The organism is Actinokineospora auranticolor, from assembly GCF_041897805.1.
In the GTDB taxonomy this organism is placed as follows: domain Bacteria; phylum Actinomycetota; class Actinomycetes; order Mycobacteriales; family Pseudonocardiaceae; genus Actinokineospora; species Actinokineospora auranticolor.
Window position 1 is genome coordinate 6,661,876 of sequence record NZ_CP154825.1, and the last position, 15,798, is coordinate 6,677,673.

The 15,798-nt window shown below is 73.7% G+C and carries 11 protein-coding genes; 2 read left to right on the forward strand and 9 right to left on the reverse strand.

What is annotated here, in order from left to right; all coding sequences use genetic code 11:
• Positions 1 to 21: 21 nt before the first annotated feature.
• Positions 22 to 1,482, forward strand: a complete 1,461-nt coding sequence (locus V5P93_RS29055) for an ATP-binding protein (protein WP_146108205.1) — start codon at positions 22 to 24, stop codon at positions 1,480 to 1,482.
• Positions 1,479 to 4,505 carry a type I polyketide synthase gene (locus tag V5P93_RS29060; protein ID WP_104481205.1) on the forward strand — a complete coding sequence of 1,009 codons (3,027 nt, stop codon included), beginning with the start codon at positions 1,479 to 1,481 and terminating at the stop codon, positions 4,503 to 4,505. The genes V5P93_RS29055 and V5P93_RS29060 overlap by 4 nt, the downstream gene beginning before the upstream one ends.
• Here V5P93_RS29060 and V5P93_RS29065 read toward each other — a convergent pair.
• From V5P93_RS29065 to V5P93_RS29105, 9 genes are all read right to left on the reverse strand, one after another.
• On the reverse strand, positions 4,502 to 5,725 hold the full coding sequence (locus tag V5P93_RS29065) for an XRE family transcriptional regulator (protein WP_146108204.1): 1,224 nt from the start codon (positions 5,723 to 5,725) through the stop codon (positions 4,502 to 4,504). The genes V5P93_RS29060 and V5P93_RS29065 overlap by 4 nt on opposite strands.
• Before the next feature lie 154 nt (positions 5,726 to 5,879).
• Positions 5,880 to 7,178 (reverse strand): PP2C family protein-serine/threonine phosphatase, encoded by a 1,299-nt coding sequence (locus V5P93_RS29070; protein ID WP_104481203.1) that lies wholly within the window; start codon positions 7,176 to 7,178, stop codon positions 5,880 to 5,882.
• Positions 7,123 to 7,596, reverse strand: coding sequence for an ATP-binding protein (locus tag V5P93_RS29075; RefSeq protein ID WP_104481202.1), 474 nt, complete (start codon positions 7,594 to 7,596; stop codon positions 7,123 to 7,125). Before V5P93_RS29075 ends, V5P93_RS29070 begins: the two co-directional genes overlap by 56 nt.
• Positions 7,596 to 7,916, reverse strand: a complete 321-nt coding sequence (locus V5P93_RS29080; protein WP_104481201.1) for an STAS domain-containing protein — start codon at positions 7,914 to 7,916, stop codon at positions 7,596 to 7,598. Before V5P93_RS29080 ends, V5P93_RS29075 begins: the two co-directional genes overlap by 1 nt.
• A 51-nt stretch (positions 7,917 to 7,967) precedes the next feature.
• Positions 7,968 to 10,112: a glycogen debranching protein GlgX gene (gene glgX, locus V5P93_RS29085; RefSeq protein WP_219824085.1), complete on the reverse strand. Its 2,145-nt coding sequence runs from the start codon at positions 10,110 to 10,112 to the stop codon at positions 7,968 to 7,970.
• Positions 10,109 to 10,441: an STAS domain-containing protein gene (locus V5P93_RS29090; protein WP_104481200.1), complete on the reverse strand. Its 333-nt coding sequence runs from the start codon at positions 10,439 to 10,441 to the stop codon at positions 10,109 to 10,111. The genes glgX and V5P93_RS29090 overlap by 4 nt, the downstream gene beginning before the upstream one ends.
• A gap of 67 nt (positions 10,442 to 10,508) precedes the next feature.
• Positions 10,509 to 13,253 carry an AGE family epimerase/isomerase gene (locus V5P93_RS29095; RefSeq protein ID WP_245931515.1) on the reverse strand — a complete coding sequence of 915 codons (2,745 nt, stop codon included), beginning with the start codon at positions 13,251 to 13,253 and terminating at the stop codon, positions 10,509 to 10,511.
• Between the two features lie 13 nt (positions 13,254 to 13,266).
• The gene (locus V5P93_RS29100; RefSeq protein WP_104481199.1) at positions 13,267 to 14,889 is read right to left on the reverse strand and encodes a thiamine pyrophosphate-binding protein; all 1,623 of its coding nucleotides are present in this window, start codon (positions 14,887 to 14,889) and stop codon (positions 13,267 to 13,269) included.
• A 25-nt stretch (positions 14,890 to 14,914) separates the two neighbouring features.
• Positions 14,915 to 15,739, reverse strand: a complete 825-nt coding sequence (locus V5P93_RS29105; RefSeq protein WP_104481198.1) for a type 1 glutamine amidotransferase domain-containing protein — start codon at positions 15,737 to 15,739, stop codon at positions 14,915 to 14,917.
• Positions 15,740 to 15,798: the final 59 nt, after the last annotated feature.

Sequence of the window (15,798 nt, forward strand, 5' to 3'; positions counted from 1 at the left end):
GACCTCATGCCATGGAAAATCGTGGGTCGAACAGAGCAGTGGGACCGAATCCGCGCGGTGACCGCCGAACGGGCGTTCGGCCCACTGGTGATCGGCGGCGCGGCCGGGTCCGGCCGCAGCACCGCGCTGACCGGCGTGCTGCGGGAGCTGGACGGGCGGCGGCTGACCACCGTCCGCTTGCGACCGGCGGGCGCGGCGCCCTTCGCCCTGCTGCGCCCGGTGCTCACCACCGCGCCCGCTGACCACGACGCCGCCGTGGCCGCCCTGGCGACCGCGCTGGCCGCGCGGGCCAGGGGCGGGCGCGGCCTGGTCGTCGGCGTCGACGACGCGCACCTGGCCGACCAGGCGAGCCTGCTGGCGCTGCGCGCGCTGAGCAGGCGCGGCGACCTGGCGCTGCTGCTGACCCGGCCGAGCGACCGCGGCCCGGGTCGGGGCCCCGACCCGACCGACTGCCTGCGCTACGAGCCGGGCATGCGGGTCGTGCAGCTCGCGGCGCTGAGCGAGCAGGACGTGGCGGCCGTGCTCGCCGGGCTGGCGGGCGGCCCCACCCACCCGACGACCGCGGCCGCGCTGCACGCGGCCAGCGGCGGGAACCCCCGGCGGTTGCGCGAACTGGTCGTCGACGGCGGGCTGGTGGCGTGCCTCGGCGCGGCGGGCGAGCAGGCGGGCCCGGGCACCGGCACGCGCAGGCTGTGCGAGCCGCCCGGTGACCGGGCCGCGACCCTGGCCGACGCGGACGCCGACGCGCTGGTCGCCGCCGCCCGGCTGGCCTGGCGCGAGCTGGCCCTGGACCGGGTCGAGGAGCTGTGCAGGCTGGCGGGCTGGCACGGCGTCGGCGACCAGGTGTCCACCCTGGCCGCCACCGCGGCGCTGCTGCGCGGGCGACCGGGCGAGTGCGCGCGCGTCCTGGACACCGTCCACCCCGGCCGTGCCGGTGGCGCGCCGCCGGGGCCGCGGGCCGACGCGGCGCAGCGGGCCCTCACCCGGGCCATGTGCGTCGGGCTGGGCAGCCACCGGGTCGGCGACGCGGCGGCCATCCTGGACGCCGAGGCGGCGGCCCCCGGCGTGGACACCGAACTCGTCGAGTCCTACCGGGACTGGTTGCTCGCGGTGACCGCGCGGCCGGTGCGGGTCCCCGACCCGACCGCGGCGGCGAACCGGGAGACGGCGCTGTTCCGGCACGCCGCGCTGGCGGCGCTGGCCACCGCGGCCGGGCACCCCGCCACGGCGGTGGCGCACCTGCGGCGCGGGCTGGTCGCCGCGGCGGGCTGCCTGGACACCGTGCCGTGGATGACCCCGCTGCTGACCGCCTGCCTGATCGACGCGCTGCTGCTGTCCGCGCGGATCAGCGAGGCGACCGAGCTGGCGGGCGAGTTCCACGCCGGGAAACCGGGCTGCGGCTGGGAGGTCGCGGTGGGCATCGCGGCGCTGGTCAACGGGACCCTGGGCACCCCGGCCGGGCGGGAGGTGCGGGCCGCATGAGCGAGCGCACCCCGATCGCCATCGTCGGCGTGGCCTGCCGGTTGCCCGGCGCGTCCACTGTGGACGAGTTCTGGACGCTGCTCGGCGAGGGCCGCGACGAGGTCACCGAGATCCCCCGGGACCGACCCGACCACATCGACATCGACGCGCTGCACGACCCGACGCCCGCGCGGCCGGGCCGGATCGTCTCGCGCTGCGGCGGGTTCCTCACCGGGATCGACCGCTTCGACGCGGCGTTCTTCGGGCTGTCCGCGCACGCGGCGACCCGGCTGGACCCGCAGCAGCGGCTGCTGATGCAGACCACCTGGGAGGCGCTGGAGGACGCGGGCGTCCCGGCCGAGTCGCTGGCCGGGAGCAACACCGCCGTCTACACCAGCTGCCCGCCCGCGGGCTACTGGGACCTGTTGCGCGCCATGGACCAGCGCGACATCCACGCCGCGCTCACCGCGGACTCCGGGGCCGGGGTGGCCGGGCTCATCTCCCACCACCTCGACCTGCGCGGCCCCAACATGAGCGTGACCGCGATGTGCGCGTCGTCCATGCTGGCCACCCACCTGGCCTGCCGGGCGCTGCGCGACGGCGACGCCGACCTCGCCGTCGTCGGCTCGGCGAACCTGCTCATCACCCCCGACATCTACCTGGCGCTGTCGGAGGCGGAGATGCTCTCGCCCACCGGCCGGTGCCGCTTCGGCGACGCCGACGCCGACGGCTACGTGCGCAGCGAGGCCGTGATCGCCATGGTGCTCAAACCGCTGCCGCGGGCCCAGGCCGACGGCGACCGGGTGCTGGCCACCATCCTGGGCACCGCGGTGTCCAGCGACGGCCGCACCGGCGGCACCATGATGGCCACCGGGGTCGGCGGGCACGAGCGGATGCTGCGTGCGGCCTACCGGGACGCGGGCGTCGATCCGTCCGAAGTGGACTACGTGGAGGGGCACGGCTCGGGTACCGCCGCCGGTGACCCGATCGAGCTGACCGCGCTGGCCAACGTGCTCGGCCCGGGCCGACCGGCGGACCGGCCGCTGCTGGTCGGGTCGGTGAAGTCCAACCTCGGCCACACCGAGTTCGCCGCGGGCATGACCGGCCTGCTCAAGGCGGCGCTGGCGGTCCGGCACCGGGAGATCCCCCGCACCCTGCACGTGCGGCGGCGCAACCCGGTGCTCGACGAGCTGCCCGCGGTCGAGCTGGCCACCGCGGCCCGGCCGTGGCCCGCGGGCCACGGCCCGGCCATCGCGGGCGCGAGTTCCTTCGGGCTGACCGGGACGAACGTGCACGTGGTCGTCTCGGCGCCGCCCGCACCGGTGGTCGAGCCCGCGGCCCCGGCGGTGGGCCCGTACGTGATCCCGCTGTCGGCCCAGGGCCCGCAGGCCCTCGCCGACCTCGCGGGCAAGTACGCCGACCTCCTGCTCGAGGACGGCGACACCGCGGGCGACCTGCGGGACATCGCGTTCAGCGCGGGCACCCGGCGCACGCACTTCCCGAGCCGGGCCGCGGTGGTGGGCACGGACCGGCGCCGGATGGCGGGCGCGCTGCGCGCGTTCGCCGCGGGCGGGCACCCCGCCGCGGTGGTCTCGGTGACCGAGCGGGTGTCGGTGCGACCGGACGTGGTGTTCGTCTTCCCCGGCCAGGGCGGTCAGTGGGCGGGCATGGGCGCGGACCTCATGGCGGTCGACGAGACCTTCGCCGCGGCCCTGCGCGAGTGCGACGCGGCCATCCGGGACGAGGCCGGGTGGTCGGTGGTCGACCTGCTCGGCTCCGCCACCGACCTGTCCGAAGTGGACCGGATCCAACCCGCGGTGTGGGCGGTGCAGGTGGCGCTGGCGCGGGTCTGGCTGGCCTGGGGCATCACGCCGGACCTGGTCATCGGGCACAGCATGGGCGAGGTCGCGGCGGCCGTCACCACCGGGGCGCTGAGCGTGCGCGACGGCGCCGCGGTCATCTGCAGGCGCAGCGCCCTGGTCGCCGGGGAAAGTGGCCCCGGCGCGATGTGGCTGGTGCGGATCGGCGAGGAGGAGGCCGCGGCGGCGATCGGCGACCGGGTCGACGAGGTGTCCGTCGGGGTCGTCAACAGCGACACCACGGTCGTGCTGTCCGGCGAGCCCACCGCGGTGGCCGCGGTGGTGGCGCCGCTGCGGGCGGCCGGGGTGTTCTGCCGCCGGGTGCCGGTGGACTACGCCTCGCACAGCCCCCAGGTGGACCCGTTGCTGAGCGGGTTGGTCGCGGAGCTGGCCACGCTGCGCCCGGTGGCCGGGACCGCGCCGATCCACTCCACGGCCTACGACCGCGTGGTGGACGGCTCCGGGTTGGACGCGCACTACTGGGCGGACAACCTGCGGATGCCGGTCCACTTCGCCGCCGCCGTGCGGTCCGCGCTGGCGGGCCGGGGCCGGGTGGTGTTCGTCGAGATCGGCCCGCACCCGCTGCTGGCGGGCGCGATCTCGGAGACCGCCGACATCCTCGGCGCCGACGCGGTCGTGCTGGCCTCGATGGAGCGGGACGGCGTCGGGCAGGAGGAACTCCGCACGAGCCTGGCCACCGCGTACGCCTACGGCCGCGACCCGGACTGGGCGGCGCTGTACCCGGGCGGGCGGTACGTGCCGCTGCCCAGCTACCCGTGGCAGACCCGCGGCTACTGGGTCGAACCCGCGGCCGCGCCGCCGCTGCCGGTGGCCCCGGTGCGGGCGGTGCCGAGGGCCCAGGCACCACCCGCGCTCATCGACCCGCGGCGGGACGCGCGGATCGACCCGGGCCTGGGGGTGCGCATCGACCTGCCGCGCACCCGACCCGCCATCGCGCTCACCCTGGCCAGGCACACCGCCGAGGTGCTGGCCACCGACCCGGACGACCTGGACCACGACCTGCCGCTCCCCCTGGCGGGTATGGACTCCGTGCTGGCGGCGAAGCTGCAGGCCAGGCTGCGCGCCGACCTGGGGCTGCAGATCCCGGTGCACCAGTTCCTCGGTACCCGGTGCCTGCGCGACGTGCTGGCCTACGCGCACGCGGCGCTGGAACCGGCGGCCTAGCCGAACAGCTCCCGGTCGCGCCACGCCATCCGCACCAGCGTGCGGGAGGCGGGCGTGAGGAGGCGCTCGACCCGGCCGATGGCCTCGTCGGTGAACGGGACGCCCACCCGGCCCCGTTCACCGACGATCCAGCCCTCGGCGTTGGTGGTGACCAGACCGGCGAACAGCTCGTCGAAGACCTCCCCGTCCAGCACGGCCACCGTGCGCTGGCTCGCGCCGAGCGTGACCGGGTCCAGGACCAGGCCGTAGTGCCAGACCCGGAACCGACCGTCGCGGCGGGCCCGGTCCATGGCGCGGAAGGGTTCCTCGGTGTGGTAGTCGACCCCACCCGCCCGCTCGGGGTGGCCCAGCAGCTCCTCGGAGTACTCGCGCATGATGTTGCGCCACAGGTCGAAGTCGGCGCGCACGTCGGCCGGGGCGGGCGAGGTCGGCTGGAACTCGCCCGCGGGCACGACGGTGCACAGCGAACCGCCGTCGGCCACCGCCCGGCCGTCGCGCCGGTGGACCAGGAAGCGGTCGCCGTCGGCGTCCCGGCGGATGGTCAGCGTGCCGATGCCGGGCGACATCAGCAGCCCGGCCGGGTCGAACGGGTCCGCGACGGCCGCCCGCAGCGGCAGGTCCGACCAGTCCGGCGTGGACCGGCCCCGGCGCAGCCAGGCCGCCTTCAGCTCGTGCGCCATCGCCTCGCGCAGGGTGAAGACCTCGAAGTACGTGGTCAGGCCGAAGGTGAGCGCCAATCCGTCCTCATGGGACAGATCGAGCAGCCGGTAGCTCGGCCGGTCCTCCAGCAACCGGGGCCGCACCAGCGCGCCGACCGCCGCGCTGAAGTCGGAGAACCGTTCGTGTTCCGTCGCGAGCGGGAGCACGTGGTCGAGCGGGCCCAGCCGCGGCGCGGCGGCGTGCGCGGCGGTGAACGCCAGGCGCGCGTGGTCCAGTTCGACCGGACGCGGCAGGGTCCAGCCCTCCCCCGAGAGCACGCAGTCGCCGAAGACCCACCGGTCGCGCGGGTACAGCCGCATGGCGACCTCGTTCAGCTCCCGCCCGTACCCCTCGGCGGCCCGCCGCACCGCGACCCACTCCCGCTGACTCCGCAGCACGGACTCCGCCTGCGCGGGCCCCTCCTGAACGGGACCCGCTTGACCGGGGTCCACCTGCCCGCGATCCGCCCGAACACGGTCCACCCGGACCTGCCCGTCGAGCTTCCCACCGAGTATCGACACGGTCCGAGGGTAGAAGAAGGCACCGACAAGCGCCGCGCGAACCCTTCCCACACAACGGAGTCCGGTCGTCAAACGTGAAACCGCGCACGCCGGGTGCGCGCGTTCAGCCCACCCGGCGCGCGCGATCGGGGGATACCGGGGAGTACCGGGCGGGTCAGGCCACCGCGGTCGCCTCGGGCGGGGTGCGGACCAGCGCCAGCATCGTGATGTCGTCGAACTGCTCGGCGCCGCCGACGTGGTGGTGCATCCCGCTCTCCACCGACACCAGCAGGTCCTCCGCCGAGGCCGTCGCCGGGGTGCCGAGCGCGTCGAGCACCCGCGGCAGCCCGAACATCGAGCCCCGGGAGTCCCTGGCCTCGACCACCCCGTCGGTGTACACGAACAGCCGGTCGCCGGGCTCCAGGGTGGTGTGCCCCAGCGAGTACACGCTGTTGGGCATCATCCCCACCGCCGGACCGGTCGGCGCCAGCAGCTGGTGCGACCCGTCCGCCCGCAGCAGCACCGGCGGGTTGTGCCCGCCGTTGATGTACACCACCGACCCCGACGCCGGGTCCAGCACGCCGAAGAACATCGTGGCGAAGTAGCCCTGCCGCAGGTGGTTGCGGGCCATGTAGCGGTTCGTGCCGAGCACCGCCTGCAGCAGCGGACCCGCCCCGACCGAGAGCACCGGGGACGGCACGGCCGAGGTGCGCGCGGCCGTGTCGAGCACGGTGTCCTCGTCCGCGTCCAGCAGGTTCCACGCCGCGGTGTGCTCGGCGGTGTGCCGCAGCAGCGTGCGGATCAGCGCCATGAACAGCGCCGCGCCGACGCCCTTGTCGCACACGTCCGCGACGACGAACCCGACGCGCCTGCCGTTGACCAGTTCGAACGCGTCGTAGAAGTCGCCCGCGACCTGCCGGGCGGGCAGGAACCGGGTGGCCAGCTCCCAGCCGCGCCGGACGGGCAGCTCCTCCGGGAGGAACCCGGCCTGGATCTCGTGCGCCACGCTCAGGTCGCGCTCGTACTGGCGCAGGCTCGCCTCGGCCGCCATCTCCTGCACGGCCATGGTCAGCTGCCCCCGCTCCCAGCAGCTGGTCAGCCTGCACCGCAGCAGCGCGGGCAGGAACGGCGGCACCACGTAGTCGAAGCCCGCCCGCACGCACGACTGCAGCGCCTCGAAGTCGTCCTCCGGGAAGACCACCACCGTCGGCCCGCGCTCGGCGGTGGTCAGCCGCCGGGCGATCAGGGCCACCCGGTTCACCCCCAGCGCGGCCGAGGCCAGCACCAGGTCCGGCGGCCCCCAGCCGCGCTCCGCCCACGCACCGTCCACACCGAACACCGCGGCCGGGTCGGCGCGGCGGGTCGAGAAACTCTCGGCGGCCAGCGCCGCCTCCAGCTCCGGCGCGCCGTGCGCGGTCTCAGTGACCACGAGCGCCGTCCGGTCGCGGGGTGTCCCGGTCCGCTGATCCACCATCGGTCCCTCCTTCCTCGACGCGCACCCGCCGCACCCGCAGCGTGTAGTGGTTGCGGCCGCCCGCCCACTCGTAGCCGAACTCGTCCACGCCGGTCAGCACCAGGTGGATGCCGTACCCGCCCTCCCGGGGCGGACCGTCGACCCGCGTGACGTGGCCGCGCGGGTCGAAGGCGGGCGCGGCGTCGGTGATCCGCACCCAGGCCGCGTCCGGCTCGACGCCGCAGGTGATCTCGACCGGGCCGCCCGCGCCGCGGTAGCCGTGCGTCATGGTGTTGGTGGTGATCTCGTCGGCGGCCAGCCGCAGCCGGTACGCCCGCCCCCGGTCCAGCCCGGCGGCCGCGGCCAGGGCGGTGACCACGTCGGCCACCGCCCGGCCCACGTCATCGGCCCGGTCCACCCGCGTCCGGGGCGCCGACATCAGGAATCCACGGGGTCCTGCATGGTCACGCTGCGGTCGAACCCGGTCATGGTGATCGTCTCCGCGACCTCCGGCCGGGTGCCGACCAGCACGATCTCCGTGCCCCGGCCCAGCTTCTGCTGCGCGAACACCAGGCAGCGCAGACCGGCCGAGGAGAGGTAGACCAGCTCGGCCAGGTGCAGCACCAACCGGTTGACCGTGCCGCCGGGCACCGCGCCGATCACCTCGTTGAACCGGTGCGCGGCGCGCGAGTCCAGCTCACCGGTGAGCCGGACGGTGAGCACGCCGTCCTCCGCGTGCGTTGTCACGTCGAATGCCATCTGCCCCTCACTCCTCACTTCTCACGGTTGCCACTGCCGGGGCGGGCCCGCTCAGCCCGCGCCGCCGCTGCCCGCGACCAGCACGAGCACCGACTGCGGGCCGATCCGCGCCCACTCCTGGTCCCCCAGTTCGGGTTCGCGGCCCACCTCGTGGATCCGGTGCCCGGCGTCGGCGAACGTGTCGGCGGCCACCCGCCACGTCCAGCCCTCGGGCAGGGACGGCAGTTCCAGCTCCAGCGGCTCCCAGTAGGCGTTGGCCGCCAGGTAGACGCAGTCGTGCCCGTCCGCGCCGCCGTCGCCGCGGTCGTAGAGCAGCGCGGCGACGAGCCTGCTGTGCTCGGACCAGTCCGGTGTCCAGGCGCGCGTGCCGTGCCAGCTCACGTCCGGGAAGAAGCCCCCGTCGGCGCGGCCGTCGGCGTGCCGGGCCCGGCGCAGCGCCGGGTGCGCGGCGCGCAGGGCCACCGCGAGCCGGGTGAACTCCAGCAGGTCGGCCTCGGTGTCCACCAGCGACCAGTCGAACCAGTTGTCCTCGGTGTCCTGGCAGTAGGTGTTGTTGTTGCCGGACTGGGTGCGGCCGACCTCGTCGCCGGAGAGCAGCATCGGCACGCCCTGGCTGGTCAGCAGGAGCAGCAGCACGTTGCGCGTCTGCCGGGCCCGCAGCCGCAGCACGTCGGGGTCCGCGGTGGGCCCCTCGACGCCGTGGTTCCAGGAGTGGTTGCCGTTGTCGCCGTCGCGGTTGTCCTCGCCGTTGGCCTCGTTGTGCTTGTCGTTGTAGGACACCAGGTCTCGCAGGGTGAAGCCGTCGTGCGCGGTCACGAAGTTGATCGACGCGGCCGGGCCGCGCCTGCCGTAGAGGTCCGGCGAGCCCAGCAGCCGGGTCGCCAGGTCGCCCGCCATCCCCGGGTCGCCCTTGACGAAGCGGCGCACGGTGTCGCGGTAGCGGCCGTTCCACTCCGACCAGCGGCAGTAGTCGGGGAAGCTGCCGACCTGGTAGAGCCCGCCAGCGTCCCACGCCTCGGCGACCAGCTTGCAGTCGCGCAGCACCGGGTCGTGCGCCAGCGCCTCCAGCAGCGGCGGGTTGGCCAGCGGCGCGCCGTGCTGGTCCCGGCCCAGGATCGCGGCCAGGTCGAAGCGGAACCCGTCGATGTGGTACTCGGCGGCCCAGTGCCGCAGGCAGTCCACGATGAAGCCGCGGACCACCGGGTGGTTGCAGTTGAGGGTGTTCCCCGTGCCGCTGAAGTTGTAGTAGTACCCCTCGGGGGTGAGCATGTAGTACGTGCGGTTGTCCAGGCCGCGGAAGGAGATCGTGGGTCCGAGCTCGTTGCCTTCCGCGGTGTGGTTGAAGACCACGTCCAGCATCACCTCGATGCCCGCGCGGTGCAACCGCTTCACCATGTTCTTGAACTCGTCCACCTGCATGCCGTGGCGGCCGGTCACCGCGTAGGACGCCTTGGGCGCGAAGAAGCCCACGGTGTTGTAGCCCCAGTAGTTGACCAGCTGCCTGCCGGTGCGCGGGTCGGTGCGCATGTTGTCGGTCTCGTCGAACTCGAAGACCGGCATCAGCTCGACGCAGTTGACCCCGAGTTCGCGCAGGTACGGGATCTTCTCGACCAGCCCGGCGTAGGTGCCCGGCGCGGCGACGCCGGAGCTGGGGTGGCGGGTGAAGCCGCGCACGTGGGTCTCGTAGATGACCAGGTCCTCGCGGGCCAGCCGGAGCGGGGTGTCGCCCTCCCAGTCGAAGTCGTCCGGGGCGAGCGCGGCGCGGTAGGGGTACGGGTCGTCGGCGGCGGTCCGCGTCCCCCACTCCTCGTGTCCGGCCAGGACGGTCGCGTACGGGTCGGTGAGCACCCGGGTCCGGTCGAACCGGTCCCCCGCCTCGGGGTGGAACTCGCCGTCGGCGCGGTAGCCGTAGCGCAGCCGGTCGGTGTCGAGGCCGAAGACGGTCATGGCGAACACGCCACCGACCCGGAAGTCCGGCGGGAACGGCAGTTCCGCCACCGGGTCGCGCCTGCCGCGCTCGAAGAGCACGAGCGCCATCGCGGTCGCGTTGTTGGAGTACACGGAGAAGTTGACCCCGCCGGGTACCCGGGTGGCGCCGAAGGGCAGCAGCCGACCGGGGCGCGCGGGGTAGCCGGACACGAACTGGGTCGCGCCGTCGTCGAGCCGGTCGGGGAGTTGGTCGAGGGTACCGGTCACCGGGGCACCACCTCGTCGCCGGGAACGGTGTCCAGGACGGTGAAGAAGTCCAGGAAACCGGTCGCCACCATGGCCTCGCGCACCTCCGGGGTGAGCCCGGCCAGCGACAGCGCCACGCCCGTCGCCTGGACCCGCCGGTGCACCAGTAACAGCACCCGCAGGCCCGCGCTGGACATGTAGGACGCGCGGGACAGGTCGAGGACGACCGACCCGTGGTCGGGCAGCAGCTCGTCGAGCCCGGCCTTGGTGCGCGCGGCGGTTCCGCTGTCCAGTTCGCCATCCAAACCGATGATGGTGACCCCGCCTTGAACGTGCTTCGACAGTTGCATAGCCCTTGACTCCTGACCGGTGGTGCGGTGCCGACCCGGCCCGGCGGCCGGGTCGGCGGTTCGGTCCCTACCGGACCGTTCCTCGACGGGACAGCGGGACCAAGTGCGCCTTGACGGTCAGCGAATCCGCCGAGGCGGGGAGCTGGACCGTCAGGTTCGCCGCGTCGAAGGCGGCGTGCGGCTTGCCGTCGACCTCGACCCAGTGCAGGCGCGCGGCGCCCGGGGGCAGCGCGTCCGGCGCCACCCGCAGCACGCGGTCGGCGTCCGGGCGGGGCTTGAACCACAGCGTGAGCGGTTCGCGGCTGACCAGCAGTCTGGTGTAGACGGTGGCCAGGTAGCACAGCTCGGCGGCGTGGTACATGCTCATCGAGTGGCTGCCCTTGAGCCGTTCGGTGCCCAGCAGGTACGGGGTACCGGCGGCCAGGACGTTGAAGTACACGCCGCCCTCGTCGTGGTCGAGGAAGAACGCGTTGTAGAACGACGCCGCTTCCCTGGCTTGCTTGAGGAACCGCTCGCCGAGGTCCGGCGAGCCGGTCTCCCCCGCCAGGATCAGGTACGCCAAGATGGCCTGCTCCTGCTGCCACCACGCCTTGCGGTCGTGCCAGACGAACCGCGGCTTGCCGCCGCCGTCGGGCAGGCCCCGGTCGACCAGGTCGTACCAGCCGCCGCGCCGCTGGTCGCTGCCGAACTCGGGCATCGAGGCACCCAGCCGCTCCGCGAGATCCACATAGGACTGCTTGGGGCGGACGGCGTTCATCCGCATCAGGTTCCAGGCGATCTTCAGGTTGTGCCCGACCACGGCCCGGTCCTGCTGCCAGCCCCAGCCCCGGTCCGGGGACCAGTCGGCGTGGAACCGCTCCTGCACGAACGGGCTGCCCTGGTCCGGGAAGTGCTCGACGATCAGGTCGAAGCACTCCTCGAGCATGTCCACGTGCCGCTGCTCGCCGGTGGCCAGCAGCAGGTTGAACAGGTACGCCGGGGCGTGGTCGCCGACGGAGTTCCAGTTCTTGCGGGACCGGTTGGCGCCGAGCGACTCGTGGTGCGGGCTGAGCAGGATCGGGTCGATGTGCGAGAAGTAGCCGCCGCGCTCCGGGTCGCGGAAGAACGTGCGCAGCAGCCGCAGCGTGCCCTCGATGTCGGCGGCGATGCGCGGGTCGCCGGTGACCCGGTAGGTCTGGGTCAGGCCGACGAGCGCGTAGATCTGCTCGTAGGCCGGGATGGCGTCGTAGTCGTCGCCGAACTCGGAGGTGAACAGCTTGCGCTCGGTGTCGCCGCGCACGTCGACGCCGTGGTACCAGTACACGACGTCGTTGTCGCGGTCGACGAAGCGCATGTGGTCGCGCAGGTACTGCGAGCCCTGCTCGGCCACGCCGAGGAAGTCCTCGTCGCCGGTGAGCATGTACGCCGAGGACATGCCGTAGACCAGCCGGGAGATGGTGTCGGTCTCCTGGACGTGGTGGTCGCTCTTGTCGCCGCCGAGGCGGATGACCGTGCGGTAGTCGTCGAAGTTCACCGGCCGGGTCTCGCCGAACTGGGCGCGGCGGTAGAAGCGGGCGAGTTCGGCGAGCTGGCGCTGCCACCAGCTCGCCTCCTCGAAGTTGTAGTCGCCGACGCCGCGGCCGAGGAAGACCAGCGCGGTGGCCTGCATGGCGTGGCCGCCGCTCTCGGCGTAGAACACGCCGTAGACGTAGAGGTGGCGGCCGGGGGTGAGCAGTTCGTCGACGTGCCCGGTGGCGTCGACGTACGGGTCGCCGAGGTTGCGCAGGAACTGGGCCGAGGTGGTGTCGGTCAGCGTCGCGCGGACCGGGCGGTCATCGCTGGTGCGCAGGTCGAGGACGCGGGTGGCCGGGTCGTAGCCGGTGACGTACCCCGCGACCAGGTCGGAGAAGCTGAACCCCAGCGCGGCGCCGTCCCCGTTCGCCGGGGTCTCCCGCGGGCTCGCCTCGCCGTTGTGGCTGCCGTTCCCATTCCCGTTGCCGTTGCCGTTGCCGTTCTCCGACCCGTTGCCGTTGCCGTTCCCGTTGGTGCCGCGGGCTTCCGGCACGTACCGCTCGCCGGGGATGCTGCGCGCCGGGTTGGCGACGCGGACCGCGACCGAACCGCCGCCGTTCGCGGTGGCCGTGACGACCGCGGTCGCGGTGGCCGGGATGGCGGCGGCCGCGATGGGGACCTGGGCACCGTGTTCCTCGCGCAGGGAGCGGCGCAGGCCGCGGTCGGCGCGCGCGGCGATCAGGTCGATGAGCGTGCGGGCGAACAGGTGGCAGCGGTCGGCCGCCCGGGCGGTGACCAGGTCGCCGTCCACCACTACGTCCTGGTCGGTGTAGACCGCGCCCATGTTGCGCACGTCGCCGAGCAGGTTGTTGTGGCAGGTGACCCGGCGGCCGCGCACCACCTCGGGGATCGGCGAGACCAGCCACATGCCGTGGCAGATGATGCCCTTGAGCACCGACGGCTCGCTGAACGCCCGGCGCAGCAGCCGCACGGCGGGCGCGGGCTCGGCGACGTCGGCGGTGTAGCGCAGCCGGTCCGACACCATGCCGGACGGCACGATCAGCGCGTCGTAGCCCCGCAAGCGCTCGTCGTCCACCGACTCCAGGTCACCGTCCACTGTGAACGGGAGGCGGTACTCGTGCCCGGTGAAGGTCAACCGCTCCTGCCCCCACAGCCGGGTCAGGAACTCCACTTTCGCGCCCTCTTCGGCGAAGCGGCGCTCGTAGTAGTGCAGTTCCGGTTCGACGTAGTCGCCCTCCATCAGGATGGCGATGGCCCGACCGGCCAGCCTGCCGTCGGCTCGCCGGATCAGCTCGGTCATGGCGGTCCTCCCCCTACGCGGTAACGAGGTCGACAAGGAACGGCCCGTCGTGGGCCAACATGGTCCGCACGGCCTCGGCGACGTCACCCGGCCGCGCCACCCGGATGGCCGGCACCCCGAGCCCCTCCGCGATCTTGACGAAGCCGAGCTCCGGGTCGCCGAGGTCGAAGCCGCCGGGGAAGGCGTGGGCGTCGATGCCCCGCTCCCGCCAGTAGGTCTCGATGTTGAGGTCGAGCAGGTGGTAGCGCTGGTTGTCGCAGATGACGAACTTGGCGCCGACCCGGTACCTGGCGGCCGTCCACAGCGCCTGGATGGTGTACATGCTGCCGCCGTCGCCGGTGAACCCGACGACCGGCGCGTCCGGCCGGGCGATCTTCGCGCCGACCGCGCCGGGGATGCCGATGCCCAGCGAGCCGCCGCGGGTCAGGTGGTAGCTGCCCGGCCGGTGCGGCCGGAGCTGGCGCACCAGGCCCGGCGAGGCGGTGAGGGCCTCGTCGAAGACGATCAGCTCATCGCCCGCCCGGTCGACCAGTTCGGCGGCGAACCGCTCGATCATCGGGCTGTCCGGCCCGATCGCGGGCCTCGGGGTCCGCCGGTGGTCGACCGACGCCGCGCGCGCGGCCCGTTCCGGGGCCAGGTCGGTGATGGCGTCGACCAACGCCCGCAGCGTCGGCTTCGGGTCGGCGACCAGGGGCACGTCCACCGGGAAGTTCTTGCCGATCTCGTAGTCGTCGAGGTCGACGTGCACGATCTGGGCGTCCGGGCGGAACGGGCTGGTCAGGTTGGGGAACACCTCGGGGAACAGGTACGTCCCGACGACCAGCACGGCGTCCGCGTCGGCGACCGCGCGGGCGCTGTTGGCGCCGAACATGTGGCCCAGCTGCCCCCGGTGCAGCGGGTGCGCGACGTCCATGTTGACCTCGGAGTCGTCCACCCCCCAGACCGGGGCGCCGAGCAGCTCGGCCAGCGCGACCAGCTCGGCCTGCGCGCCGGACACCGACACACCGTCGCCCACCAGGACGATCGGCTTGCGCGCCTGGGCCAGCACCGCGGCGGCCCGGTCGACGCCCGCCGGGGTCGGCGCGGCGGCCCGGTCGAGCCGCGGGCCCGGCACGGCGGGTTCCTCGGTCAGCTCGTCGAGCACGTCCATCGGCAGCGACACGAACACCGGCCCGCGCGGCGGCGTGGTGGCGATCTTCACCGCCCGGCGCAGCACCCGCAGCACCGAGTCCGGGTGCACGACCCGGGTGGCGTACTTGGTGACCGGCCGCGCCATCGCGACCAGGTCGGCGGCCATCTGGGCGTCCATGGCGTCGTAGGCGACCCCGGACTCCCCCGCGACCACCACCAGCGGCGAGTGCCCCCGCTTGGCCTGGTAGAGCATGCCGATGCCGTTGCCGAGGCCGACGCCGGAGTGCAGCTGCACCAGCGCGGGCCCGGCGGTGGCGCGGGCGTAGCCGTCGGCGATCCCGACGACGACCGCCTCCTGCAGGCCCATCACGTAGTCGAAGCCCGGCACCGTCTCCAGCACGTCGAGGAAACCCTGCTCGACGGTGCCGGGGTTGCCGAACATGTGCCGGATGCCGTCGGCGGCGAACTGCTCGAAGATGGCGACCTTGCCCGGTCGTGCGTCCATCGCTGTGGTCCCCCTCCGGGAAGTGTTACCAGCCGTAGCGGCGCAGGCCGGATTCCAGCACCTCCACGAGCTTGCGGCCCGCGAGGAAGGAGTCCGGTGTGGACCGCGCGGTGATGAACGGGTAGTCCACGATCACCGACACCGGCCTGCCGACGTTGCCGTGGTAGCGGCCGCCGGGGGCGGTGGCGTCGCGCAGGATGTACTCCAGCGGGAACGGCGGCGGGCCCATGTTGAAGTCCACCCCGACGAAGCCGGTGCCGTCCTTGTAGTCGTACTCCTTGCAGTGCCCGGTGACGTGCTTGCCGCGGATGATGCTGGCCCGGTCGTCCCAGTCGCGGGCGAAGGCCAGGCAGGTGACGCCGTAGCACTCGGCCACGATCGGCTTGTCCGCGCGGACGAACGCCAGCACCAGTTCGTGCACGCGCTCGTTGTTGCACAGGTCGACGATCGGGCCGGAGCCACCGACGATGACCATGGCGTCGTAGGCGAGGACGTCCTCGTCGACGCGGTCCACCTCGCGGTAGTAGGCCTCCAGGCCGCGCTGGTGGTTCTCGGAGCTGAAGTACGGGCGCTCCGGCAGCCAGTCGGCGAGGCTGAGCGGGTTGTCCAGGCGCGCGGACTCGTCCAGCGCCCGCGCGGCGACGGCCACCTCCGGCGTGGTGACCGAACGGCCCAGCGGCGGGTCGAGGTAGCCGGGATCCAGGCTCGGCGGCAGCGCCACGGGCCGCTTGCCGGTCGGCGTGGCGAACACGGTCTCGTACCCCCGCGCGTCGCAGGCGTCGACCGGGCCGAGCAGTTCCTCACCCCAGTAGCCGTATTCGGAGAGCACGAACAGGATTTTCTTCGGCATTTGTTCTCCTGCGGACTATTCCGGTGCACCCGACACTGCGCCCGCCCCAAGGGGCGCGG